This window comes from Streptomyces sp. NPDC090045, from assembly GCF_044747975.1.
Classification (GTDB): Bacteria; Actinomycetota; Actinomycetes; order Streptomycetales; family Streptomycetaceae; genus Streptomyces.
Genome location: NZ_JBIVFA010000007.1, coordinates 411037 through 434308, shown reverse-complemented (window position 1 = coordinate 434308; position 23272 = coordinate 411037). Strand labels below are relative to the sequence as shown.

At 72.9% G+C, this 23272-nt stretch carries 23 protein-coding genes; 14 read left to right on the top strand and 9 right to left on the bottom strand.

What is annotated here, in order from left to right; all coding sequences use genetic code 11:
• Positions 1-357: 357 nt before the first annotated feature.
• Positions 358-870, bottom strand: coding sequence for a hypothetical protein (locus ACIPYQ_RS21590; protein WP_401253385.1), 513 nt, complete (start codon positions 868-870; stop codon positions 358-360).
• 31 nt (positions 871-901) lie between these two features.
• A complete protein-coding gene (locus tag ACIPYQ_RS21585; RefSeq protein WP_361768928.1) occupies positions 902-2017 on the bottom strand; it encodes a magnesium and cobalt transport protein CorA in 1116 nt (371 codons plus the stop codon).
• A gap of 374 nt (positions 2018-2391) precedes the next feature.
• Here ACIPYQ_RS21585 and ACIPYQ_RS21580 point away from each other — a divergent pair, with 374 nt between their 5' ends.
• From ACIPYQ_RS21580 to ACIPYQ_RS21565, 4 genes are all read left to right on the top strand, one after another.
• Entirely contained in the window at positions 2392-2976 is a 585-nt protein-coding gene (locus tag ACIPYQ_RS21580) for a suppressor of fused domain protein (protein ID WP_401253381.1), read from the top strand.
• A gap of 60 nt (positions 2977-3036) precedes the next feature.
• On the top strand, positions 3037-3681 hold the full coding sequence (locus ACIPYQ_RS21575) for a DUF6758 family protein (RefSeq protein WP_401253379.1): 645 nt from the start codon (positions 3037-3039) through the stop codon (positions 3679-3681).
• An 81-nt stretch (positions 3682-3762) separates the two neighbouring features.
• Entirely contained in the window at positions 3763-4626 is an 864-nt protein-coding gene (locus tag ACIPYQ_RS21570) for a PHP domain-containing protein (protein ID WP_401253376.1), read from the top strand.
• Positions 4627-4702: 76 nt separating this feature from the next.
• Positions 4703-5308: a MarC family protein gene (locus ACIPYQ_RS21565; protein ID WP_361768920.1), complete on the top strand. Its 606-nt coding sequence runs from the start codon at positions 4703-4705 to the stop codon at positions 5306-5308.
• An 80-nt stretch (positions 5309-5388) separates the two neighbouring features.
• Here the strand turns inward: ACIPYQ_RS21565 and ACIPYQ_RS21560 are convergent, their stop codons facing one another.
• The 3 genes from ACIPYQ_RS21560 to ACIPYQ_RS21550 form a co-directional block, all read right to left on the bottom strand.
• A complete protein-coding gene (locus ACIPYQ_RS21560; RefSeq protein ID WP_361770267.1) occupies positions 5389-5541 on the bottom strand; it encodes a hypothetical protein in 153 nt (50 codons plus the stop codon).
• Between the two features lie 99 nt (positions 5542-5640).
• Positions 5641-6495 (bottom strand): alpha/beta fold hydrolase, encoded by an 855-nt coding sequence (locus tag ACIPYQ_RS21555; protein WP_401253371.1) that lies wholly within the window; start codon positions 6493-6495, stop codon positions 5641-5643.
• A 147-nt stretch (positions 6496-6642) separates the two neighbouring features.
• Entirely contained in the window at positions 6643-8664 is a 2022-nt protein-coding gene (locus ACIPYQ_RS21550) for a DEAD/DEAH box helicase (protein WP_401253368.1), read from the bottom strand.
• 447 nt (positions 8665-9111) lie between these two features.
• On the opposite strand from ACIPYQ_RS21550, the gene ACIPYQ_RS21545 reads away from it, so the two are divergent.
• A complete protein-coding gene (locus ACIPYQ_RS21545) occupies positions 9112-9870 on the top strand; it encodes a ferritin-like fold-containing protein (RefSeq protein ID WP_401253365.1) in 759 nt (252 codons plus the stop codon).
• A 141-nt stretch (positions 9871-10011) separates the two neighbouring features.
• Here the strand turns inward: ACIPYQ_RS21545 and ACIPYQ_RS21540 are convergent, their stop codons facing one another.
• The 4 genes from ACIPYQ_RS21540 to ACIPYQ_RS21525 form a co-directional block, all read right to left on the bottom strand.
• The gene (locus tag ACIPYQ_RS21540; protein ID WP_361770278.1) at positions 10012-10314 is read right to left on the bottom strand and encodes a hypothetical protein; all 303 of its coding nucleotides are present in this window, start codon (positions 10312-10314) and stop codon (positions 10012-10014) included.
• A gap of 118 nt (positions 10315-10432) precedes the next feature.
• Complete coding sequence (locus ACIPYQ_RS21535) at positions 10433-10660, bottom strand: DUF3107 domain-containing protein (protein ID WP_030709995.1); 228 nt, start codon at positions 10658-10660, stop codon at positions 10433-10435.
• Positions 10661-10804: 144 nt separating this feature from the next.
• Complete coding sequence (locus ACIPYQ_RS21530) at positions 10805-11458, bottom strand: TetR/AcrR family transcriptional regulator (protein WP_361770281.1); 654 nt, start codon at positions 11456-11458, stop codon at positions 10805-10807.
• A 149-nt stretch (positions 11459-11607) separates the two neighbouring features.
• Positions 11608-11823 carry a hypothetical protein gene (locus ACIPYQ_RS21525; protein ID WP_319724817.1) on the bottom strand — a complete coding sequence of 72 codons (216 nt, stop codon included), beginning with the start codon at positions 11821-11823 and terminating at the stop codon, positions 11608-11610.
• A gap of 138 nt (positions 11824-11961) precedes the next feature.
• On the opposite strand from ACIPYQ_RS21525, the gene ACIPYQ_RS21520 reads away from it, so the two are divergent.
• From ACIPYQ_RS21520 to ACIPYQ_RS21480, 9 genes are all read left to right on the top strand, one after another.
• A complete protein-coding gene (locus ACIPYQ_RS21520; protein WP_401253359.1) occupies positions 11962-12963 on the top strand; it encodes an alpha/beta fold hydrolase in 1002 nt (333 codons plus the stop codon).
• A gap of 5 nt (positions 12964-12968) precedes the next feature.
• Complete coding sequence (locus ACIPYQ_RS21515) at positions 12969-14354, top strand: DUF3152 domain-containing protein (protein WP_401253356.1); 1386 nt, start codon at positions 12969-12971, stop codon at positions 14352-14354.
• A gap of 70 nt (positions 14355-14424) precedes the next feature.
• Positions 14425-14520 carry an Ms4533A family Cys-rich leader peptide gene (locus ACIPYQ_RS21510; RefSeq protein ID WP_319729120.1) on the top strand — a complete coding sequence of 32 codons (96 nt, stop codon included), beginning with the start codon at positions 14425-14427 and terminating at the stop codon, positions 14518-14520.
• Between the two features lie 176 nt (positions 14521-14696).
• A complete protein-coding gene (locus ACIPYQ_RS21505; RefSeq protein WP_401253354.1) occupies positions 14697-16436 on the top strand; it encodes an ABC transporter substrate-binding protein in 1740 nt (579 codons plus the stop codon).
• Positions 16433-17416, top strand: a complete 984-nt coding sequence (locus tag ACIPYQ_RS21500; RefSeq protein WP_401253351.1) for an ABC transporter permease — start codon at positions 16433-16435, stop codon at positions 17414-17416. The genes ACIPYQ_RS21505 and ACIPYQ_RS21500 overlap by 4 nt, the downstream gene beginning before the upstream one ends.
• The gene (locus ACIPYQ_RS21495; protein ID WP_401253349.1) at positions 17413-18405 is read left to right on the top strand and encodes an ABC transporter permease; all 993 of its coding nucleotides are present in this window, start codon (positions 17413-17415) and stop codon (positions 18403-18405) included. Before ACIPYQ_RS21500 ends, ACIPYQ_RS21495 begins: the two co-directional genes overlap by 4 nt.
• Entirely contained in the window at positions 18402-20075 is a 1674-nt protein-coding gene (locus ACIPYQ_RS21490) for a dipeptide ABC transporter ATP-binding protein (RefSeq protein WP_401253347.1), read from the top strand. Before ACIPYQ_RS21495 ends, ACIPYQ_RS21490 begins: the two co-directional genes overlap by 4 nt.
• Positions 20076-20259: 184 nt before the next feature.
• Positions 20260-21870: a DUF3492 domain-containing protein gene (locus tag ACIPYQ_RS21485; protein WP_401253344.1), complete on the top strand. Its 1611-nt coding sequence runs from the start codon at positions 20260-20262 to the stop codon at positions 21868-21870.
• Between the two features lie 461 nt (positions 21871-22331).
• Positions 22332-23153, top strand: a complete 822-nt coding sequence (locus tag ACIPYQ_RS21480; protein ID WP_401253341.1) for a hypothetical protein — start codon at positions 22332-22334, stop codon at positions 23151-23153.
• Positions 23154-23272 lie beyond the last annotated feature (119 nt).

Here is a 23272-nt window from a genome sequence, read left to right as displayed (position 1 = left end):
CGAACGTGTCGGGGGGTCGGCGGGCCGGGGCACCTTGTGTTCGACGCCCTGCGGGGAGCGCCCCTGCACACACCCGCCCCCGGCAAACTTCAGCCCCGCCGGCGTTTGAGGGGTGGGGGTCCCCCCGGACGGAGTCTGGGGGAGGGTCCGGGGCGGAGCCCCGATCTTTGAGCCGCACCATCCAGCCTCGCCGCACCAACTCCAGCCCCTCCGGCGTTTGAGGAGCGGGGTTCGGGGCGGAGCCCCGTTCTTTGAGCCGCACCAGGCCTCCCCGCCGGAGCCGCCCTGGGGTCGGAGGGCCGGGGCACCTTGCGTTCGGCGCCCTGCGGGGAGCGCCCCGGCACACACTCGTCCTGGTCAGCCCCGGGCGGCCTTCTTGCGCTTCAGGAGGAGCTTGGGGAGACCCGCCGGGATCGGCTTGCGCGTGATCGCGGGGGAGTCCAGGGGGGCCGCGGCCAGCGAGCCGCCGGGCAGGTCGGAGACCGATTCCGGCTCCAGCCGCAGCAGCCGGCACTCCCGCGCCCACCGCTCGGTCATGTCCTCGGAGTCGGGCGCGTTCAGCCGCTTGCCCTTGAGCTCGGCCACCGCCGCCGCCCACTCCTCGCCGCGGGGCGGGAGTTCCCGTACCGTCGCCGTCCAGGCCACCAGCCGGCCGCCCTTGTCCTTGCTCCGCACGGTCACCTCGGCGCTCGCACCGTCCGCGAGCCCCGGGAACGGCTGCTCGCCGGGCCCGTCGCCCAGGACGTGGGCCGCGCCGTCCACCCAGGCGTGCCACAGGGCGCGGTCGGCCCCGGCGCCGCGGACCCAGATCAGGCCGGACTTCTTGGTGGCCTCCTCGACGAGGGCCAGGTCGAGCGTGCTGAGAGTCATGCCGACAGGGTAGGGGGTCCCTCCGCGCGCCCTACAGCCAGCCGTGGCGGCGCAGTGCGCGGTGGATGGTGAAGCAGATCCCGACGATCGAGGCCATCACCATCGGGTAGCCGTACTTCCACTGGAGCTCGGGCATGTGGTCGAAGTTCATCCCGTAGACCCCGCAGATCATCGTCGGCACGGCGATGATCGCCGCCCACGAGGTGATCTTGCGCATGTCCTCGTTCTGGGCGACCGTCGCCTGCGCGAGGTTGGCCTGCAGGATCGAGTTCAGCAGCTCGTCGAAGCCCATCACCTGCTCGTGCACCCGCGCCAGGTGGTCGGCGACGTCCCGGAAGTACTTCTGGATGTCCGGGTCCACCAGCCGCATCGGCCGCTCGCTCAGCAGCTCCATCGGGCGCAGCAGCGGCGAGACCGCCCGCTTGAACTCCAGCACCTCGCGCTTGAGCTGGTAGATGCGGCCCGCGTCGCCGCCGCGCGTACTGCCCTTGGCGGGGGCGGCGAAGACGTCGCTCTCCACCTCGTCGATGTCGTCCTGCACCGCCGCCGCTACCGCGATGTACCCGTCGACGACGTGGTCGGCGATGGAGTGCAGGACCGCCGAGGGGCCCTTGGCGAGGAGGTCGGGGTCGTCCTGGAGGCGGTGCCGCAGCCCCTTGAGGGAGCCCTGGCCGCCGTGCCGCACGGTGATGACGAAGTCGGGGCCCGTGAAACACATCACCTCGCCGGTCTCCACGACCTCGCTGGTGGCGGTCAGTTCGGCGTGCTCGACGTAGTGGATCGTCTTGAAGACGGTGAAGAGGGTGTCGTCGTAGCGCTCCAGCTTGGGCCGCTGGTGCGCGTGCACCGCGTCCTCCACGGCCAGCGGGTGCAGTCCGAAGGTGGCGGCGATCCCCGCGAACTCGGCCTCGGTCGGCTCGTGCAGACCGATCCAGGCGAAACCGCCGTCCTCGCGGACCCGGCGGATCGCCTCACGGGGCGTCAGACACGCCGGCCCCAGCATCCGCCGGCCGTCGCGGTACACGGCGCAGTCGACCACCGCGCTGCTCGCCGACGGGTCACGGGTGGTGTCGTAGCCGGGCTGGGCGGGCGTGGACTTGCGCAGCGACGGGCGGACGGCCGCACGCAGGTAGGGCAGCATCGACATGGCAGGCTCCTTCTCGCGCACGGCTGCGGACCGTACGGGTGGGAGACCCTCCGGGGCCGCGGGCGGGCAGGCCCGGGCATGGGGGAGGGAACAGGACGGGAGGACAAAGTTCTGCCGTCGCTCTTCTACTGATCAGGAGATCAGACGGGGCGGGATGCGCCCGTCACAGAAGCGGAAGAGCGATTGGTACTGCACGATCGACTTCGATCCATTGCAGCCCCACCTCCTCCGGCCGGTCCCCCGTGGGGGAGGTCCTGTCTCCGGGGTGCCAGGCATGCTTCGGCATGCGGCCCCGAACAGCTGTCAACACTATCAGCCGACGGATGGTCAAGGCCCGCCCTTTACCCGCCTGATACGAGTTCTATGCTCGCCCCATGGCAGAAATTCTCGCCCTCGTCGAAGCCCGGCTGCGTTCCGCGTTCGGTGAACCCGACGCCCGCGCCGCCGTCACCTTCCTGGGCACCGACCGCATCGAGGTACTCCGTTTCGCCGAGGGAGACCTCGTGCGGTACGCGACCCTCGGGATGTCCGCCCACCCGATGACCGATCCGACCGCCGTGGTCGCCGACCCCGTACGGGGCCCGCGCGCCGAGCTCGTGCTGACCGTACGGGGAGGGCTGGCGGCCACCGACAAACTGCTCCGGCCGCTCGCGGTGCTGGCCGCCTCCCCGCAGGTCGAGGGGCTGATCGTGGCCGCCGGCGCCTCGCTGGACGTGGGCGAGCCGCTGTGGGAGGGGGCGCCCTTCAGCTCCGTCCTCGTGGCCGAACCCGGGGGGCTGGTGGAGGACCTGGCGCTCGACGAGCCGATGGATCCCGTGCAGTTCCTGCCCCTGCTGCCCATGACGGCGAACGAGGCCGCCTGGAAGCGGGTGCACGGCGCGGCCGCCCTCCAGGAACGATGGCTCGCGCGCGGAACGGACCTGCGGGATCCTTTGCGTACCGCTGTCGCACTGGACTGACGGCCCGGACGGGTGAGCGCGCCTTGACTGGCGGCCGGGCGGGGAGGAGCGTGGCTTCTTATGAGGGGTGAACCAAGTTGCCCGAAGTGCGGTGGCCGGGTCAGGGCGCCCGGACTTTTCTCCGACTCCTGGCAGTGCGCGCTGCACGGCGCTGTCCACCCCCTGCAACCCGTCATCCCGCCCAGTGTCGAAGGCCTGGGCGTCGTCGCGCACCGGTCCCGGGTTCCGGTGTGGATGCCCTGGCCGCTGCCGGTGGGGTGGCTGTTCACGGGGATCGCGTCCGCCGGTGACGACCGCAGCGGAGGCCGGGCGACGGCCGTGGCCTGTTCGGGCCCCGGTCCGCTGGGGGGCATCGGCGAGCTGGTGCTGATCGCCGAGGAGCTGGGCGTGGGCCTCGGCACCCGGTACGCGGGGATCGACGGGCCCGACCCCGGCCCCTACATCAACGTCTCGTCACCGCCCCATGCCAAGGTCGTCGCCGCGGGCCGCCCGACCCCGCTGTGGCACTTGAACGGAGCCCCCGAAGACCGGGCCGTCTTCGCGGGGGAGGCGAGGGGCCTGTGGCTCTGGGCCATCGTCTGGCCGGAACAGTCCGGCCTCCTCATGTACGACGAGCTCGTCCTCACCGATCTCCGCGACGCGGGAGCGGAGGTCGAGCTCCTTCCGTGCGGGGCCCTGAGCCCGCGCATCCTGGGGACGGCTTAGATCCTTCCGGGAAGGGCGCTCCTCGCGCCCGGTTATCCTGGAGCGTCCCCCACCCGTCCGTACGACCTCTGGAGCTCGGCTGTGCGCATCGACCTGCACGCCCACTCCACGGCTTCCGACGGTACGGACACCCCCGCCGAGCTGGTGCGCAACGCCGCCGCCGCGGGGCTCGACGTGGTCGCGCTGACCGACCACGACACCGTGGGCGGATACGGCGAGGCCCTCGCCGCCCTTCCCGCCGGACTGACCCTGGTGACCGGGGCCGAGCTGTCCTGCCGGCTCGACGGGATCGGCGTGCACATGCTCGCGTACCTCTTCGACCCCGAGGAGCCCGAGCTCGCGAGCGAGCGGGAGCTCGTCCGGGACGACCGCACCCCGCGCGCCCGGACCATGGTGGACAAGCTGCAGGCGCTCGGCGTCGGCGTCACCTGGGAGCAGGTGGCCCGGATCGCCGGCGACGGATCGGTCGGGCGGCCGCACGTCGCCACCGCCCTGGTCGAGCTGGGCGTCGTGCCCACCGTCTCGGACGCCTTCACGCCCGACTGGCTCGCCGACGGCGGCCGCGCGTACGCCGAGAAGCACGAGCTCGACCCCTTCGACGCCATCCGCCTGGTCAAGGCGGCCGGCGGCGTCACCGTCTTCGCGCACCCCGGCGCCGTCAAGCGCGGCCGGTGCGTGCCCGAGTCCGCGATAGCCGAGCTGGCGGCCGCGGGCCTGGACGGCATCGAGGTGGACCACATGGACCACGACGCCGGCACCCGCGCACGGCTGCGCGGCCTGGCGGCCGACCTCGGACTGCTGACCACCGGGTCCAGCGACTACCACGGCAGCCGCAAGACCTGCCGCCTCGGGGAGTACACGACCGACCCCGAGATCTACGGCGAGATCACGCGCCGCGCGACCGGGGCCTTCCCGGTGCCCGGTGCCGGCGGACGCGAGCGCTGACCGGCCCCTCCCGGCCCGCTCCACCCGTCCCACACTCCTTTCTTCGCGACACCCCTCTCTCCTGCAAGGCATCACTGTGTTTGATTTCGCCGTCTTCGGATCCCTTTTTCTCACGCTTTTTGTGATTATGGACCCTCCGGGGATCACGCCGATCTTCCTCGGCCTGACCTCCGGCCGACCCGTCAAGGTGCAGCGCCGCATGGCCTGGCAGGCCGTCTGCGTGGCCTTCGGAGTCATCGCCGTCTTCGGCATCTGCGGCCAGCAGATCCTGGACTACCTGCACGTCTCCGTCCCGGCGCTGATGATCGCCGGTGGTCTGCTGCTCCTGCTCATCGCGCTGGACCTGCTCACCGGCAAGAACGACGAGCCGAAGCAGACCAAGGACGTGAACGTGGCGCTGGTGCCGCTGGGCATGCCGCTGCTGGCCGGTCCCGGTGCGATCGTGTCCGTCATCCTGGCCGTGCAGAAGGCGGACGGGCCCGCCGGCCAGGTCTCCGTCTGGGCCGCGATCATCGCCATGCACGTCGTGCTGTGGATCACCATGCGCTACTCGCTGGTGATCATCCGGGTCATCAAGGACGGCGGCGTCGTCCTCGTGACGCGGCTCGCGGGCATGATGCTCTCGGCGATCGCCGTCCAGCAGATCATCAACGGCGTGCTCCAGGTCGTACAGGGCTCCTGAGCCGACGGCGCGACGGTCCGCGCATGCGAACGCCCCCGCACCGGGATCGGTGCGGGGGCGCGTACGTTTTCGTGCGAGCGTCAGTTGGACGCACTCTCGGCCGGTCGGATCAGAATGCGCTGGCCGACGGCTGCGGCGTGCTGCACGATCCGGTTGACGGAGGCCGCGTCCACGACGGTGCTGTCCACGGCGGATCCGTCGACGTCGTCCAGGCGCAGAATCTCGAAGCGCATGGGGCTTCTCCCTTCGTCAGTGTCTCCTTGCACAGGGTTCAACGAAGTGTAAGCCGCAATCATTCCCTACGCTAAGGAAATTTTTCGACAGGCTAAGTACTAGGGGGTGCAGGTGTCCCAGAAGGCGGCCAGCGCGGCGGCCGTGACGGCCGGATCCTCGGCGTTCGGGGAGTGCCCCGTCCCGGGGACGACCACCCGCTCCGCGCCGAGGCGCCGCGCCATCTCGTCCATCAGCGGGACCGGCCACGCGTCGTCGACGGCCCCGGACAGGACCAGCTTCGGCAGTCCGGTCCGGCTCAGCTCCGCCACCCGGTCCGGCTCGGAGATCAGCACCCGGCCCGTGACGATCAACTGCTCGGGCACGGTCGCCACCCACCGCCCGCGCAGGAACTCCGCCAGCTCGGCGGAGTCCGCCGCCGCGTCCTGCGGGTCGTAGGCGCGCATCGCCGTCCAGATGGCCGGCATGTCCCCGCCCATCGTCTCCAGCGCCGCCACCAGCAGCTTCGTACGCGCCTGCTGCTCCTCGGCGATCGCGGCGGGCCCGCTGCTCAGCAGGGTGAGCGAGGCGAAGGGCGAGGGGTCGCGCAGCACCGCGGCGCGCGAGATCAGCCCGCCGAGGGAGTGGCCGACCAGGTGCACGCGGTCCGACCCCAGGGCGCCGGTCTGCGCGAGCACGTCCTGCGCCAGCTCCTCCAGCGCGTACGCGGCCTCCTCGCGCGGGCCGGGCGTCTCGTACTGGCCGCGCCCGTCGACGGCGACCACCCGGTACCCGGCGGCGGCCAGCGGCTCCAGCAGGCCGATGAAGTCCTCCTTGCTGCCCGTGAAACCGGGGACCAGCAGGGCGGTGCCGCGGACGGGCTCACCGGCTTCGTGCACGGCGAACTCGCCGCGGTCGGTGGTGAGGCGGTACGCACGGGCGGCGGAGGGCAGGGTGAGGCGCGGCGGCTTGCTCATGAGCCCGAGGTTACCGGCCCGTAGATTCCCGGCGCAGCCTCCCCCGGACGACGTCCGGATACGCCTCCCCGGACGACCCCGGGTACGCCGACGGCCCCGGCCCCCTCGGAAGGGGGACGGGGCCGTCGGTGCGGTGCTCGGGTGCGCTTACGCCTCCGGGGCGGCCGCGACCTTGCGGGTGCGGGTGCGCTTCGGCTTCGCCGGCGCCTCCTCGGCCGCGGCGGCGGCCTCGGCGACCGGAGCGGCCTCCGCGACCTTGCGCGTACGGGTCCGCTTCGGCTTGACCGGAGCCTCCTCCGCCACCGCGACGGCGGCGGCCTCGGCGACCGGAGCGGCCTCGGCGACCTTGCGGGTCCGGGTGCGCTTCGGCTTGACCGGCGCCTCCTCGGCCACGGCGGTGACCTCGGCGACCGGGGTCACCGGGGCGGCCGCGACCTTGCGGGTGCGCCGCGCCTTCACCGGCTCGACGGGCGGAGCCATCTGGAAGTCCGGCTCCGGGGCCGTCTCGACGATCTTGCGCGGGCGCCGTACCCGGACGGGCGCGGGCTCGACGGGCGCGGCCGTCTGGAAGTCCGGCTCCGGGGCGCTCTCCACGACCTTGCGGGTGCGGGTGCGCCGCGGCTTGGCCGGGGCCTCCTCGGCGACCGGGGTCACCGCGGCCACGGGGGCCTCGGTCACCGCGGCCGGTGCGGCCTGAGCGGTTTCGACGGCCTGAGCCGGCACCGCGGCCACACGGGTGCGGCGGCGGCGCGGCCGGCGCGGCTCGTCGGCGGCCGGAGCCGTCGGCGCGTCCACCACGGGGGTGACGGCGGCGGCCTCGGCGCCCTCGGCGAGCTCCGCACCGCCACGGGTGCGGCGGCGCTGACGCGGCGTACGGGTGCGCGCGGGGCGCTCCTCGGTCGCCACGGCGGCGGCGGCCGGACCGGAGCGTCCGCCACGGCCACCGCGGCCGCCGGTCTCGCCCAGGTCCTCCAGGTTCTCGGCCTTCAGGCCGGCCCGCGTGCGCTCGGCGCGCGGCAGGATGCCCTTGGTGCCGGCCGGGATGTTCAGCTGCTCGAACAGGTGCGGGGACGTGGAGTACGTCTCCACCGGCTCGTGGAAGTCCAGCTCCAGCGCCTTGTTGATCAGCTGCCAGCGCGGGATGTCGTCCCAGTCGACCAGGGTGACGGCGATGCCCTTGTTGCCCGCGCGGCCGGTGCGGCCCACGCGGTGCAGGAAGGTCTTCTCGTCCTCCGGCGTCTGGTAGTTGATGACGTGGGTGACGCCCTCGACATCGATGCCGCGCGCGGCGACGTCGGTGCACACCAGCACGTCGACCTTGCCGTTGCGGAACGCGCGCAGGGCCTGCTCGCGCGCGCCCTGGCCCAGGTCGCCGTGGACGGCGCCGGAGGCGAAGCCGCGCTTCTCCAGCTGCTCGGCGATGTCGGCCGCCGTGCGCTTGGTGCGGCAGAAGATCATCGCCAGGCCGCGGCCCTCGGCCTGCAGGATGCGGGAGACGAGCTCCGGCTTGTCCATGTTGTGCGCGCGGAAGACGTGCTGCGTGATGTTGGCGACGGTCGCGCCCTCGCCGTCCTCGGAGACGGCGCGGATGTGCGTGGGCTGCGTCATGTAGCGGCGGGCCAGGCCGATGACCGCGCCCGGCATGGTCGCCGAGAACAGCATGGTCTGACGCTTCGCGGGCAGGTAGCCCATGATCTTCTCGACGTCGGGCAGGAAGCCCAGGTCGAGCATCTCGTCGGCCTCGTCCAGGACGAGCGCCTTGACGTGCGACAGGTCGAGCTTCTTCTGCCCGGCCAGGTCGAGCAGGCGGCCCGGGGTGCCGACGATCACGTCGACGCCCTTGTTGAGCGCCTCGACCTGGGGCTCGTACGCGCGGCCGCCGTATATGGCGAGGACGCGGACGTTGCGGACCTTGCCCGCGGTCAGGAGGTCGTTGGTGACCTGGGTGCACAGCTCGCGGGTCGGAACCACCACGAGGGCCTGCGGAGCGTTGGTCAGCTGCTCGGGCTCGGCCCGGCCGGCCTCCACGTCCGCGGGGACGACGACCCGCTCCAGCAGGGGAAGGCCGAAACCGAGCGTCTTGCCGGTTCCGGTCTTGGCCTGGCCGATGACGTCCGTGCCGGAAAGGGCGACGGGGAGGGTCATCTCCTGGATCGGGAAGGGGGACACGATGCCGACGGCCTCAAGGGCTTCGGCAGTTTCGGGAAGGATCCCGAGGTCTCGGAACGTAGTCAGGGTGCTGCCTCTTCTGTGAGACGCGGCGCGAGGCGGCGAGGGGGGTCGTACCGTGCCGTGCTTGCAGTACTGCTACGTACGAAGCTGCGCGGGACCACTAGCCTTCGCTCAGGCGCATCTGCCGCTGAGGGGGCCCCTCGTGGGAGGCGGTACGCATGAACGTACGCACCACACCGAGGGCGGTCGGTTGGAGCCGATCGGGCCACCGACCGGGCATCCTCATTCGGATGGCCCGCCGAGTATTCGGCAGGCGCATTACCACTGTACCCCGGAATCGCGCAGGTGTGTCGGGTGAATTCACCGGGTAGACGCGTTTAGCTGGACAGGCGGTCAACCGGCATGGTGCCTTGGAGGGCCATTCGGCGGGCTATTGTGCGGAGCATGTCGACCGTAGAAAACGCCTCGCCCGCCGACGACAGCGCCCCCGCCGAAGCCGTCGGTATCGCTTCCCAGGACTGGGCGACCGCCTCTGCCTCGCCGCAGTACCGGGCCGCCGTCGTGGACCTGCTCGGCGCGCTCGCGTACGGCGAGCTCGCGGCCTTCGAGCGCCTCGCGGAGGACGCGAAGCTCGCGCCCACCCTGGACGACAAGGCCGAGCTCGCCGCGATGGCCTCCGCCGAGTTCCACCACTTCGAGCGGCTGCGGGACCGGCTCACGGCCATCGAGGCCGAGCCCACCGCCGCCATGGAGCCCTTCGCCAAGGGCGTCGACGACTTCCACCGCCAGACCGCTCCCTCGGACTGGCTGGAGGGCCTGGTCAAGGCGTACGTCGGCGACTCCATCGCCAGCGACTTCTACCGCGAGGTCGCCTCCCACCTGGACAGCGACACCCGCGCGCTCGTGCTCGGCGTGCTCGACGACACCGGCCACGGCAACTTCGCCGTCGAGAAGGTGCGCGCCGCGATCGAGGCGGACCCGCGCTGCGGCGGCCGGCTCGCGCTGTGGGCCCGCCGGCTGATGGGCGAGGCCCTCTCGCAGGCCCAGCGCGTGGTCGCCGAGCGCGACGCGCTCTCGACCATGCTGGTCGGCGGCGTCGACGGAATGGCGGCGGGCTTCGACCTCGCGGCCGTCGGCGAGATGTTCACCCGGATCACCAAGGCGCACACCAAGCGGATGGCGGCCCTCGGCCTCGCCGCCTGACCGAACGCCTCCGTACGCCCCGTACGGCTCAGGACAGCTGCATGCACCGGCCCCGGCGCGCATCGTGCGCGCCGGGGCCGGCGTACGTCTGTCAGGGCTTCCTCGGCGGCGGGTCCGCGTCGACGCGCGGACCCTCAGCGGTCACCCCCGCGACGGGAGCGAAAACGGAGTCCTGTGCGCGGGCCTGCGGGGCCCGGAGGCCGGACGGAGCAGCAGGGACAGGACCACCGCGGACACGAGCACCCCGCCGACGAAGGTCGCGGTCAGGGTGTTGTGCCCGGGACCCAGCGCGAAGTGGGTGAGATACGCCCCGAACAGCGCCCCCAGCACCCCACTGACCAGCACCACTCTCCGGGACGGCAGTCGGCGTGCGAGCACTCGGGCGGCTGTTGCGGACAGGGCGAGGCCCAACAGAGCGGAGCCGAGCACTTCCATCAGCAGCATGAGGTCTCTCCCATACGTCAGGGCAAACCGAGTCACTGCCGTCCTACCCGAAGCGGAAGAAAGAGAAACGGCCCGGTGGAATCAACCACCGGGCCGTTTGCGACAGTTCTCAAAGCACTCAGAGCGCGCCGAAACCGACCTTGCGCACGCTCGGCTCACCCAGGTCGACGTACGACAGGCGGTCGGACGGCACCAGGACCTTGCGGCCCTTGTTGTCGGTGAGGCTCAGCAGCGGCTCGTTGCCGGACAGCGCCGCGGTGACGATGCTCTCCAGCTCCTCGGCGCTCAGGTCGCTCTCCAGCACGATCTCCCGGGGTGCGTGCTGCACGCCGATCTTGACCTCCACGGCTTTGTCCCTCCGACGATCCGTTCGCGCGATCAGCCGCGCCGTACGCGGTCCACATTAGCCCGGAGAGGGGATGCGGACCGCGCAGAGCGGACACGCTGGCAGCGAACAACGGCCGGTGACGGTGACGGTGCCGCGGGCCGGTCAGGCCGGGTCGGGGCTCGGCTCGGCGCCGTGCAGCGGGAAACCGGCGATGCCGCGCCAGGCGAGCGAGGTCAGCAGGCCGACCGCCGTGTCGCGGGCGACCGGGCTCTCGCTGGACAGCCAGTAGCGGGCCACGACCTGCGAGACCCCGCCCAGGCCCACGGCCAGCAGCATCGACTCGTCCCGGGACAGGCCGGTGTCCTCGGCGATGACCTCGCAGATGGCCTCGGCGCACTGCAGCGAGACGCGGTCGACGCGCTCGCGCACCGCCGGCTCGTTCGTCAGGTCGGACTCGAAGACCAGCCGGAAGGCGCCGCCCTCCTCCTCCACGTACGCGAAGTACGCGTCCATCGTCGCGGCCACGCGCAGCTTGTTGTCCGTCGTCGACGCGAGCGCGGTGCGCACGGCGAGCAGCAGGGCCTCGCAGTGCTGGTCCAGCAGCGCCAGGTACAGGTCGAGCTTGCCGGGGAAGTGCTGGTACAGCACCGGCTTGCTCACTCCGGCACGCTCGGCGATGTCGTCCATCGCCGCGGCGTGGTAACCCTGCGCGACGAAAACCTCCTGGGCCGCGCCGAGGAGCTGGTTGCGCCGGGCTCGGCGCGGCAGTCGCGTGCCCCGCGGACGCGCTGCCTCGGTCTGCTCGATGGCTGTCACGCCGCCTCCCACTTTCTCTAAGAACACAGTGCGCTCTGCGCCGCGCCCGCCATCGTACTTTTCGGTAACCGAATCTGGAGGGTTCAAGCGGAGTTTTCTCGCGGTACGGACGACCCGGAGACGCTGGTCAGCGCTCGGTCGAAGGCCGGTCAGCGGTAGTCGTCCTCGTCCAGCGGCACCACCCGCGCCTGCTCGGCGGCATCGCCGTCCGCGGCCTCGCCCACATCCGCACCGGTGATCGGGTCGTCCTCGTCCGGCCGGAGACCGGCCAGCTGCTCCGCCACATCCGCCTCGGGCGCCTCAGGATCGAGGGTTTCCGGAAACGGCTCCCGGAAGGTGTCCGGCTCCGCAGGGTCGACAGTCATGCCGCTCCCCTCGCTTCCTTGCTCTCACCTATGAGCCTAGGAGGATCGAGGGGGCGCCGCTATGCGGATCCGGATCCGCTTGTGTCTGTGACGGCGAACACAGGAAGTGGAACGTGATCGTCTCGTAACATTGCCTGCATGTCTTCGACCGAGCTGCCGGGCGTACGGTCCACCGCCGAGCTGTCCTCCCTGGTGGGGGACGTCCGGGTGGCCGAGGGAGAGCAGCTGCGCACCGCCGCGCTGCCCGGGCTGGAACTGGCCGTGCGGGTGCGCCCGCCGCTGCGCACGGGCCTGCCGCCCGCGCTGTTCGTGCACGGACTGGGCGGTTCCTCGCAGAACTGGTCGGACCTCATGGCGCAGCTGGCCGACACCGTCGACGGCGAGGCAGTGGACCTGCCCGGCTTCGGCTGGTCCCCACCGCCCGCCGACCGGGACTACTCCGTCACCGCGTTCGCCCGCGCCGTCATCCGTCACCTCGACGCCGCCGACCGCGGACCGGTCCACCTGTTCGGGAACTCCCTCGGCGGCGCCGTCTCCACCCGGGTCGCGGCCGTCCGGCCCGACCTCGTGCGCACCCTCACGCTGATCTCGCCCGCCCTGCCCGAACTGCGCGTGCAGAAGTCGGCCGTGCCGACCGCGCTGCTCGCCGTACCGGGGGTGGCGGGGCTCTTCAGCCGGCTGACTCGGGGCCTCAGCGCCGAGCAGCGCACCCGTGGGGTGACGGACCTCTGTTACGGAGACCCCTCCCGGGTGACATCCGAGGGGTTCCGCCACGCCGTGGAGGAGATGGAGCGGCGGATGGCCCTGCCGTACTTCTGGGAGGCGATGACCCGCTCCTCGCGCGGCATCGTCGACGCCTACACCCTCGGCGGCCAGCACGGGCTGTGGCGCCAGGCGCAGCGGGTTCTCGCACCCTCGCTCCTGGTCTACGGTGGCCGGGACCAACTGGTCTCGTACCGTATGGCGCACAAGGCCGCCGCGGCCTTCCGGGGTTCGCGGCTGCTGACCCTGCCCGAGGCCGGGCACGTGGCGATGATGGAGTACCCCGAGGCGGTCGCCGCCGCCTTCCGGGAGCTGCTCCGCGACACGGGCACGGGCGAGGACGGGACCGACCGGGACACCGAAGACGGCAGAGGCTGACGACCGTGGGACGACATAGCCGCAAGGCGGGCACAGCCCCGGCCCCGGCTCCTGCCGCGGCCCCCGCTCCCCTCCCGTCGCAGCCCGGGCCGGAGCCGTGGCCGTACGAGGAACCGCCCGCCGCGTACTGGCCCGAGCCCACCGTGACCCACCAGGGGTACGTCTCCCAGGACGCGCCGTTCGCCGGCGCGCGCGCCGGGGGCCACCCCCAGCAGTACGAGTCCGGCGACGCCTGGGGCGCCCGCTCCGACTCCGTCTACGGGGACTGGCACGGAATACCGCGCCCGCGCCGCGCCACCACCGGCGCGGCACCGGCGACGGCTCCCGCGGCCGGCGCCGCCCTCCTGGACTCCGGCACCCCGGCCTTCGGCACCCCCGCCGTGGGCTTCCCGCAGGTGGTCCTGGAACCGCAGGCCCAGGCCCCGGCGCCGACCCGCGCCCCGGCCCCCGTACCGGCTCCCGCGCCCGATCCCTTCACCTCCACCGGGTCGCACCGCCGCGTGCCCGGGCCGCGAAAACCCGTCGATCCCGTCGCGGAGCCGCCCGGCCCCGGCCGCGGCCACAAGGTCCGCACGTACACCGGCATGGCGGCCGTGGCCGTCACCACCGTCCTCGCCGTCGTCGTCGCGGGCCAGGCGCTCTCGGACGGCGACGCGGCCAAGACCGGCGCGGCGGCCGCTCCCGACGAGGGCCGGTCCGACCCGGCCACCTCCCGCTCGGACGGCCGACCCACCCCGGAGGCCCCCGCGGCCGCACCCGCGGCGCCCTCCGCCGCGCCCGCGCCGGAGCTGACGTACGAGCAGCAGATGGCGCAGCAGCTGCCCATCGACGCGAAGCTCACCGGCCCCGGGACCTTCGACACCGTGCCCGGCGTGGCCAAGGCCCCCGGCAAGGGCAAGCTCGTGCGCTACCGCGTCGACGTCGAGCAGGGCCTGGGCCTGGACCCGCAGCTCTTCGCCGAGGCGGTCCAGCGCACCCTCAACGACCCGCGCAGCTGGGCCCACGGGGGCGCGATGACCTTCGAACGGGTGCCGGGCGGCGAGGCCGATTTCGTGATCACGCTGGCCAGCCCCGGGACCACCGGGGTCTGGTGCGCCAAGTCCGACCTCGACACCACCGTCGACAACGTCTCCTGCGACTCCGCGTCGACCTCCCGGGTCATGATCAACGCGTTCCGCTGGGCACAGGGCTCCGCGACCTACGGCCCGGACCAGATGTTCGCCTACCGCCAGATGCTCATCAACCACGAGGTCGGCCACCGGCTCGGGCACGGGCACGTCAACTGCCGGACCCCGGGCGCGCTCGCGCCGATCATGCAGCAGCAGACCAAGTCCCTCGACATCGGCGGAATCGAGTGCAAGGCCAACCCCTGGGTGCACCCCGGCGGTTGACGTCCCGGACCGCCACCACGGCCGGAACCCGCGTTGACAATCCGTCCGATCATCGGCGATGGTTCTCCGCATGTCGCAGCACCACACCATGACCGCGAGCGCCGCCATTGAGCTGGCGCTGCTTGGTGTGACCGCGCACAGCGTGGCCGACATCTTCTGTCGCTGACGCTCGCCTGAAGCGCCGCGACCCTTTTTCCGTATTTCGCCGCGCCCGGGTGTACGCATGCCCGCAGGCGCGGCTCTTCTGTCATCGGTGACCCCTCTTCCGGCGCCGATCGCTGCCCCTGGCGTGGCCTCCACCTTTTCTCCCTTTCTTCCCTCACGCCGAGAGGTCCTTTTCCGATGTTGCGTCAGTCCCACATATCGCGCCGCGTGGCCGCGGTCGCCGTCAGCCTCGTACTGGCCGGGGGCGCCGCCGCCTGCGGGCCCAAGGACGGCGCGGACAAGGCCGGTTTAGGCGACAAGCCGGGCGCCGCCGGAGGCGCCCCGCAGAAGGGCGGCACCCTGACCGTCCTCAACTCCGAGCCGCAGAGCGACTTCGACCCGGCCCGGCTCTACACCTCGGGCGGCGGAAACGTTCCCTCGCTGGTCTTCCGCACGCTGACCACCCGCAACCGCGAAGCCGGGGCGGCCGGCACCAAGGTCGTGCCCGACCTGGCCACCGACACCGGGCGGCCCAACGCCGACGCCACGGAGTGGACGTACACGCTCAAGGACGGGCTGAAGTACGAGGACGGCACCCCGATCACCACCGCCGACATCAAGTACGGCATCGAGCGGTCCTTCGCCGGCGAGCTGTCGGGCGGCGCCCCGTACCTGCGGGACTGGCTGGTCGGCGGCGAGACGTACGAGGGCCCCTACAAGGACGGCGGCAAGGGCCTCGACTCGATCGTCGTGCCCGACGCGAAGACCATCGTCTTCAAACTGCGCAAGCCCGAGGGCGAGTTCCCCTTCGTCGCCACCCAGACGCAGTTCGCGCCCGTCCCCAAGGCCAAGGACACCGGGGTCAAGTACGAGGAGCACCCCGTCTCCTCCGGCCCGTACAAGGTCGTCAAGAACGACAACGACGGCGAACACCTCACCCTGGAGCGCAACGAGCACTGGGACGAGAAGACCGACGAGGAGCGCAAGGCCTACCCGGACAAGATCGACGTCCGCTCCGGGCTGGACTCCGCCGTCATCAACCAGCGCCTGTCCACCAGCTCCGGCGCCGACGCGGCGGCCATCACCACCGACACCAACCTCGGACCCGCCGAACTCGCCCAGATCGGCAGCAACAAGGAGCTGGAGGGACGCATCGGCACCGGCCACTTCGGCTACGTCAACTACCTGGCCTTCAACCCGAAGGTGGCCCCCTTCGACAACCCGAAGGTGCGCCAGGCCGTCTCCTACGCGATCAACCGCACCAGCGTGGTCAACGCCGCGGGCGGCTCCGCGCTCGCCGAGCCCGCCACCACCTTCCTGCCCGAGCGCGAGGCCTTCGGCTTCACGCCCTACGACCACTTCCCGGCGGGCAAGACCGGCGACCCGGCCAAGGCCAGGGAACTGCTCAAGGAGGCCGGCTTCCCCGACGGCGTCACCGTCACCCTGACCCACTCCACCGCGCAGAACCGCCAGACCAGCCCCGAGGTCGCCACCGCCGTCCAGCAGGCGCTCGCCGCCGCCGGGATCACGGTCAAGCTGGAGGGCCTGGAGAACAACGCCTTCAACGAGAAGCGCTGGGACGCCAAGAACACCCCCGGCTTCTTCCTCTCCCGCTGGGGCGCCGACTGGCCGTCCGGCGGCCCCTTCCTCGCCCCGATCTTCGACGGCCGGCAGATCGTGGCCAGCGGCTCCAACTACAACCACGCGCAGCTGAACGACCCGGCCGTGAACGCCGAGATCGACGAGATCGCCAAGCTGACCGACCTCGCGGCCGCCGGCAAGCGCTGGGGCGCCCTCGACAAGAAGATCGGCGAGCAGGCCCTCGACGTGCCGCTCTTCCACCCGGTCTACAAGCGGCTCGTCGGCAAGGACGTCAAGAACGTCGTGATCAGCGACTGGACCGGCGTCCTCGACATCTCGCAGGTCTCCGTCAAGTGACCGTCACCGCCGAACCGCCGCTGCCCGCGCCCGGGATCGTCACCCCGGGCGCGGGCACCGCGCGCCAGGTCGGGCGGCGCCTGCGCCGCCGCCCCGCGGCCCTCGCGGCCGCGGGCGTCCTCGCCCTGCTCGTCCTGCTCGCCCTCACCGCGCCCCTGCTCGCCCAGCTCACCGGCCAGGACCCGAACGCGTACCACGACGACCTCGTCGACTCCGCGCGCGGCGGCGTCCCGTACGGCTCCTTCGGCGGGATCTCCGCCGACCACTGGCTCGGCGTCGAACCGGGCACCGGCCGCGACCTGTTCACCCGGCTCGTTTACGGCGCCCGGATCTCCCTGCTCGTCGCCCTCGGCGCCACCGCCGTACAGACCGCCGTCGGAGTGGCCGCCGGACTCGCCGCCGCCCTCGGCAACCGCTTCGCCGGACAGCTCATCGGCCGGTTCACCGACGTGATGATCGCCCTGCCCATGCTGGTGCTCGGCATCGCGCTCACCGCCGTCGTCCCGCCCGACTTCCCGCGGCCGCTGCTGCTGATCCTGATCATCGGGCTGCTCGACTGGGGCGGCGTCGCCCGGATGGTGCGCGCCCAGACCCTCGCCCTGCGCGACCTGGACTTCGTGGACGCCGCCCGGCTCTCCGGCAACAGCACCCTGCGGATCGCCCGCCGGGAACTGCTGCCCTCACTGGCCGCCCCCGTGATCACCCTCGCCGCGATCAAGGTCCCCTCCGCCATGGTGGCCGAGGCCTCGCTCTCCTTCCTCGGGGTCGGCGTGAAACCGCCCACCCCCTCATGGGGACAGATGCTGTCCAGCGCCCAGACCTGGTTCCGCGCCGACCCCGCCTACGTCCTGCTCCCCGCCGGGCTGCTCTTCGTCACCGTGCTCGCCTTCACCGTGCTCGGCGACGCCGTCCGCACGGCCCTCGACCCGCGCGAAGGCTCCCGCCTGCGGGTCGGCACCAGAAAGGAGCGCAAGCAGTGACCCGCTTCGTACTCCAACGGACCGGCGGCGCACTGCTCGTGCTGCTCACCCTGTCCGTCCTCATCTACGCCCTCTTCTACCTCGCCCCCGGCGACCCCGCCCGCCTCGCCTGCGGGGAGCGCTGCAACCCGGCGCAGATCGCCCAGGTGCGCGAACAGCTCGGGCTGAACGAGTCGGCGGTCGCCCAGTACCTGCACTTCCTCCAGGGGCTGCTGGTGGGCCGGGACTACTCCGGCGGCGCCGGGCTCGTCCTGCACTGCGACGCGCCCTGCCTGGGATTCTCGTACCAGAACGACCAGCAGGTCACCGAGCTGATCCTGGAGCGGCTGCCCGCCACCCTCTCGCTCGCGCTGGGCGCGCTGGTGATCTGGCTGGTGGTCGGCGTCGGCACCGGGCTGCTGTCCGCGCTGCGCCGCGACGGCATCACCGAACGGGTGCTGACCGTCCTCACGCTCGCCGGGACCGGCACCCCCGTCTTCATCCTGGGACTGCTGCTGCTCATGAGCGTCTGCGCCTACCTGCAGTGGCTGCCCTTCCCGACGTACGTGCCACTGACCGAGGACCCCGAGCAGTGGGCCTGGAACCTGCTCCTGCCGTGGGTGACGCTCGGCCTCTTCGAGAGCGCCAAGTACGCCCGCCTCACGCGCAGTTCAACCCTGGAAACGCTCGCCGAGGACCACATCCGCACCTTCCGCGCCTACGGGGTGGGGGAGCGGGCCGTCGTCACCCGGCACGCGGTGCGCGGGGCCGTGGCCCCCGTGATCGCACTCAGCGCCGTGGACTTCGGCACGATGATCGGCGGCGCCGTGCTGACCGAGTCGCTGTTCGGGATCCCCGGCCTCGGCAAGACCCTCATCGACGGGGTGCGGGTCGTGGACCTGCCCGTCGTGGTGGGCGTCGTCCTGGCCATCGGCACGGCCGTGGTCCTCGCGGGCGCGGTCGCCGACCTGTTGTACGCCGCCGCGGACCGAAGGGTGACCCTCGCATGACGCAACCACTGGTGGAGGTCGACGGCCTCGTGGTCGACTTCGCGGTCGGCGGTGCGGGGGAGTACGTACGGGCCGTGGACGGGCTCTCCTTCACCCTGGACGCGGGACGCGCCCTGGGCATCGTGGGCGAATCCGGCAGCGGCAAGTCCACCGTGGCCGCCGCCCTGCTCGGACTGCACCGCGGAACGGGAGCCCGGCTGGCCGGGACCGTCCGCGTGGGCGGCACCGACGTGGGCACGGCCCCGGCGGCCGAACTGCGCCGGCTGCGCGGCGGCACCGCCGCCATGGTCTTCCAGGACCCGCTGAGCTCTCTCGACCCGTACTACGCCATCGGCGACCAGATCGCCGAGGTGTACCGGGTTCACGCGGACGTCTCCCGGCGGGCCGCCCGCGCACGGGCCGTCGAGGTGCTGGACCGGGTCGGCATCGCGGACGCGGTACGCCGCTCCCGCGCGCGGCCGCACGAGTTCAGCGGCGGCATGCGGCAGCGGGCCCTCATCGCGATGGCGCTGGCCTGCGAACCGCGGCTGCTGATCGCCGACGAGCCGACCACCGCGCTGGACGTCACCGTCCAGGCGCAGATCCTGGACCTGCTGCACGGGCTGCGGGAGGAGCGGGGGCTCGGGCTGCTGCTGGTCACCCACGACGTGGGGGTGGCGGCGGAGAGCGTGGAGGAGCTGCTGGTCATGCGGGGTGGCTACGCCGTGGAGCGGGGGGAGGTGGCTTCCGTGCTGGCCGCACCGGCGCAGCCGTACACGCGGGCGTTGCTGGCGGCGGTGCCGAGGTTGGACGGGCCGCGGGCCTCCCGGGCTCTGCCCGGACCCGCGCCTCAAACGCCGGCGGGGCTGGGTTTGGCTCCGGCGGGGGTGGATTCGGCGGCGGAGCCTGTGGTTGAAGTGTTTGGGGTGCGGCGGGAGTTCGGGCGGGGGAAGCGGCGGGTCGTGGCCGTCGGCGGGGTTTCGCTCGCCGTGCGGGCCGGGGAGACGCTGGGGATCGTGGGGGAGAGCGGCAGCGGCAAGAGCACGCTCGGGCGGATGCTCGTCGGGCTGCTGGAGCCCACTTCCGGGCAGATCCGCCGGGACGGCGCCCCGGCCGACGGGATCGCGGACGGCGTGCAGATGGTGTTCCAGGACCCGGTGTCCTCCCTCAACCCGCGCCGCTCCATCGGCGAGTCCATCGCGGACCCGCTGCGCGCCGCCGGAGAGAGGGACGAGGCGGCCGTGCGGGCCCGCGTCGGGGAGCTGCTGCTGCGCGTCGGGCTGGAGCCCGGGCACTACGACCGCTACCCGCACGAGTTCAGCGGCGGCCAGCGCCAGCGGGTCGGCATCGCCCGGGCCCTGGCGCCCCGCCCCCGGCTGATCGTCTGCGACGAGCCGGTCTCGGCCCTCGACGTGACCACGCAGGCGCAGGTCACCGCGCTGCTGGCGGAACTCCAGCGGGAGCTCGGCATCGCCCTCGTCTTCATCGCGCACGACCTGGCGGTGGTCCGGCAGGTCAGCGACCGGGTGGCCGTCATGCGGGCCGGCGAGGTCGTGGAGGAGGGCCCGGTGGACGAGGTCTACGACCGTCCGGCCCACGCGTACACCCGCCGCCTGCTGGCCGCGGTCCCGGCACTGGACCCCGTACTGGCCGCCGAGCGCCGCACCTTCCGGCAGGAGGCCTTCGCCTAGTCGTCAGGCCGTACTTCTAGCGTGCTCGAACGCGAACCGTACGGGAAAGTTACGACTCTTCACCCCTTCCGGTGGCGCGACGGACAACCGTCCGTCGCGCCTTCGGCATATCCGCTTGAGTTCTCCCGCGGCGGGTCGCCTGACCGACGGCGACCGCCTGAACGGGAGATCGGGGGTGCCACTCGTGCGGATCGGACTGGTCACGGAAGGTGGTTATCCGTATGCGACGGGAGAGGCGAGGCTGTGGTGCGACCGGCTCGTGCGCGGGCTCCCGCAGCACGAGTTCGAGCTCTACGCACTGAGCCGCAGCGCCGAGCAGGAACGCGCACGGGTCCCGCTGCCCGAGCACGTCACCCGCGTCCGGACGGCCCCCCTCTGGGCCCCCGCCGACGACGGACGGAGCTACTCCCGGCGCGAGCGCCGACGGTTCGGCGACTGCTTCCGGGAGCTGGTCCAGGGGATCTGCACCGGCGCGCCCGACCCCTTCGCCTCCGGGCTGTACGGACTCGCCGAACTCGCCCGCGAACAGGGCGGGCTGTACGCGGCCCTGCGCTCCGAGTCCGCGGTGCGCGCGCTGGAGTCCGCCTGCCGGGCGCCGGGCGCGAGCGCCGCCGTACGGGCGGCGCAGGTCACCGACCTGCTGGAGTTCGTGGACGAACTGGAGCGGCTGCTGCGGCCGTTGTCCCTCGACTGGTACGAGGACCCGGGCGGTCTCGGCGCGGCCGACATCTGCCACGCGGCGGCGGGCGGGGTGGCGGCCCTCCCGGGGCTGCTGGCCAAACGCTTCTGCGGGGTCCCGCTGCTGGTGACCGAGTACGGGGTCCAGCTCCGGGCCCACTACCTCGCCCAGCTCGACGCACGGGGCGAGCCGGCCGACCGCCCCGCCGTACGGGCCCTGCTCGGCGCCTTCCACCTCCGGCTGGCCGCCGAGATCTACGCCCGGGCCGACTTCCTGACCCCCGGGAACGCGCACGCCCGGCGCTGGCAGGAGAAGTGCGGAGCCACCCGGGAACGGCTGCGCACCGTCTACCCGGGAATGGAGGCGGACCGATTCGCCACCGTCGGCGAAGCCGCGGACTGCGGGGACCCCGACACGCTCGTGTGGGTCGGCCGGACAGAGCCCGCCAAGGACCTCATCGGCCTGCTGCACGCCTTCGCCGAGGTGCGCAGGGCCGAGCCCCACACCCGGCTGCGGATCTTCGCCACGGCCGCGGCCCCCGGCTACCTCGCCGACTGCCGCTCCCTGGCCGCGCAGCTCTTCCCCGACGAGGCCGCCGACGCGGTCACGGCCGGGGAGAACCCCGTCACCTTCGAGGAGATCGGCGGACCCGACGCGCCCTCCTCGGCCGATGCGTACGGCGCGGGCCGCGTCGTCGTGCTGTCCTCCGTCATCGAGGGCTTCCCGGTCACCCTGGCCGAGGCGATGTTCTGCGGCCGGGCCACCGTCTCCACCGACGTGGGCGCGGTGTTCGAGGTCATCGGCGGCACCGGGCTCGTCGTCCCGCCGCGCAATCCCCGGGCGCTCGCCGACGCCTGCCTGTCGCTGCTGCGCGATCCCGAGCGGGCGCAGCGGCTGGGCGCGGCCGCGCGGGCGCGGGCGCTGGAGCTCTTCACCGTCGAGCAGAACGTGGCGGCCTTCCAGGAGATCTACCTGCGGCTGCTGGCCAAGGGCTCCGCCCGGCCGGCCGGGGAGGTCCCCTTCGCCCGGCCCCCGGAAGCGCGGGTACCGGGCCACTGGACCAGCCCCACCTGGGCCGAGCCCCTGCCGGACCCGTCCCCGGAGGCCACCGTATGACCACCATCGACCCACAGACCACCGCCTCGCCGGAGGTGCCCGAGGCGTGGCCATTCGCAGCCTCGGCACATCCAGCCCCTCCGGCGTTTGAGGAGCGGGGTCCGGGGCGGAGCCCCGGCAGCGGTGCTGCAGGTGTGATGCCGTCCTCCGGTGCACGGTCCGGCGCGGCGCCGTTGCCAGGGGCGCTGCCCCCGGACCCCCGCGCCTCACACGCCGGCGAGGCTGGATTTGCCCCCGGCGAGGCGGAAGGTGCGGGCTCCCGCGCTTCAAACGCTGGCGAGGCTGGATTTGCCCCCGGCGAGGCGGAAGGTGCGGGCTCCCGCGCTACGTACGCCAGCGGCGCTGGATTTGCCCCCGGCGAGGCCGAGTTGGCCGTCGGCACGGCTGGAGGCGGGCCTGGGCTGCGCGCAGCGGAGGCGCAGCCGGTGCGGCGGCGGGGTGGTGGGGATCCGGTCAAGGCGTTGTTGCATCGGCACCGGGAGCTGTGCGAGCGGGCCGTGGACCCGCTGGAGATCGCCGCCGGGCTGGAAGCCCACGGCATCACCGACCGCACCGCCGCCCGCTTCCGCCACCGCGACGTCTTCTCGCTCGCCGAGGAGCTGTACGCCCGGAGCCCGCGCGGGGAGCACCCCGCCGCCCAGCCCGGCCGCGCCCCCGCAGGGGCCTCGGCCCCCGCCTTCCGGGGCTTCGGCTACGCCCTGCTGCCCGGCGCCCTCGCGTTCGGCGCGGCCGCCGCCGGGCAGGCGTGGGCGGGGCCCGTCGCCGTGGCCGTCACCGTCGTCGCCCTGGTGTGGCCGGGGCGGACCGCCGGGGGCCGGTTCCCCTACGCCGCGCACCTGCTGGCCGCGGCCCTCGTGGCCTGGGCCGCGCACCGGCACGGCCCCGCCCTCGCCGTCGCCCTCGCGCTGGCCGTCGCCCCCGGGCACCTGCTCGCCGCCGCGTTCGCCGCGGGGGCCCGGGCCCGGCTCGGCGGGAGCCGCGCCCTGGAGGACTTCGCGGACCGGGCCCGGCCCCTGCTCGTCGCGACCGTCGCCGTGTTCACCGGGGCCGCCGCGGGGGCGGCCGCGCTCGCCGGCACCCCGCTCCCTGTGGCTGCGCCGCTCGCACTGCTGCTGTTCCTGACCCGGCTCCTGCTCCGGCACGGCGCCCACCGCGGCCCCGTCGGAGCCGCCCTCGCCCTCGCCCTGATCCCGGTCCCGGCGGCGGCACTCGCCGCCGCGGCCGGACTCCTCGTACACGCCGTCCTCGCCCTGTCCCGTGCATCCGCGCATGCGCGGCCCTGACGGCGCGGGGACGACCACCGACCTTCGGAGCCGACGCCGAGGCGCTTTACCCGTACCCCGCCCCATCCATCCACCCGTCCGCAAGGAGAAACAGACATGACCGGCCAGCCAACCAACCA

Coding starts and splice junctions, on each gene's coding strand:
- ACIPYQ_RS21510 (WP_319729120.1), top strand. CDS start 14,425: ATGTCGCAGCACCACACCATGACCGCGAGCGCCGCCATTGAGCTGGCG.
- ACIPYQ_RS21540 (WP_361770278.1), bottom strand. CDS start 10,314: ATGCTGCTGATGGAAGTGCTCGGCTCCGCTCTGTTGGGCCTCGCCCTG.
- ACIPYQ_RS21575 (WP_401253379.1), top strand. CDS start 3,037: ATGAGGGGTGAACCAAGTTGCCCGAAGTGCGGTGGCCGGGTCAGGGCG.
- ACIPYQ_RS21555 (WP_401253371.1), bottom strand. CDS start 6,495: ATGAGCAAGCCGCCGCGCCTCACCCTGCCCTCCGCCGCCCGTGCGTAC.
- ACIPYQ_RS21590 (WP_401253385.1), bottom strand. CDS start 870: ATGACTCTCAGCACGCTCGACCTGGCCCTCGTCGAGGAGGCCACCAAG.
- ACIPYQ_RS21525 (WP_319724817.1), bottom strand. CDS start 11,823: ATGACTGTCGACCCTGCGGAGCCGGACACCTTCCGGGAGCCGTTTCCG.
- ACIPYQ_RS21580 (WP_401253381.1), top strand. CDS start 2,392: ATGGCAGAAATTCTCGCCCTCGTCGAAGCCCGGCTGCGTTCCGCGTTC.
- ACIPYQ_RS21520 (WP_401253359.1), top strand. CDS start 11,962: ATGTCTTCGACCGAGCTGCCGGGCGTACGGTCCACCGCCGAGCTGTCC.
- ACIPYQ_RS21505 (WP_401253354.1), top strand. CDS start 14,697: ATGTTGCGTCAGTCCCACATATCGCGCCGCGTGGCCGCGGTCGCCGTC.
- ACIPYQ_RS21585 (WP_361768928.1), bottom strand. CDS start 2,017: ATGTCGATGCTGCCCTACCTGCGTGCGGCCGTCCGCCCGTCGCTGCGC.
- ACIPYQ_RS21490 (WP_401253347.1), top strand. CDS start 18,402: ATGACGCAACCACTGGTGGAGGTCGACGGCCTCGTGGTCGACTTCGCG.
- ACIPYQ_RS21545 (WP_401253365.1), top strand. CDS start 9,112: ATGTCGACCGTAGAAAACGCCTCGCCCGCCGACGACAGCGCCCCCGCC.
- ACIPYQ_RS21560 (WP_361770267.1), bottom strand. CDS start 5,541: ATGCGCTTCGAGATTCTGCGCCTGGACGACGTCGACGGATCCGCCGTG.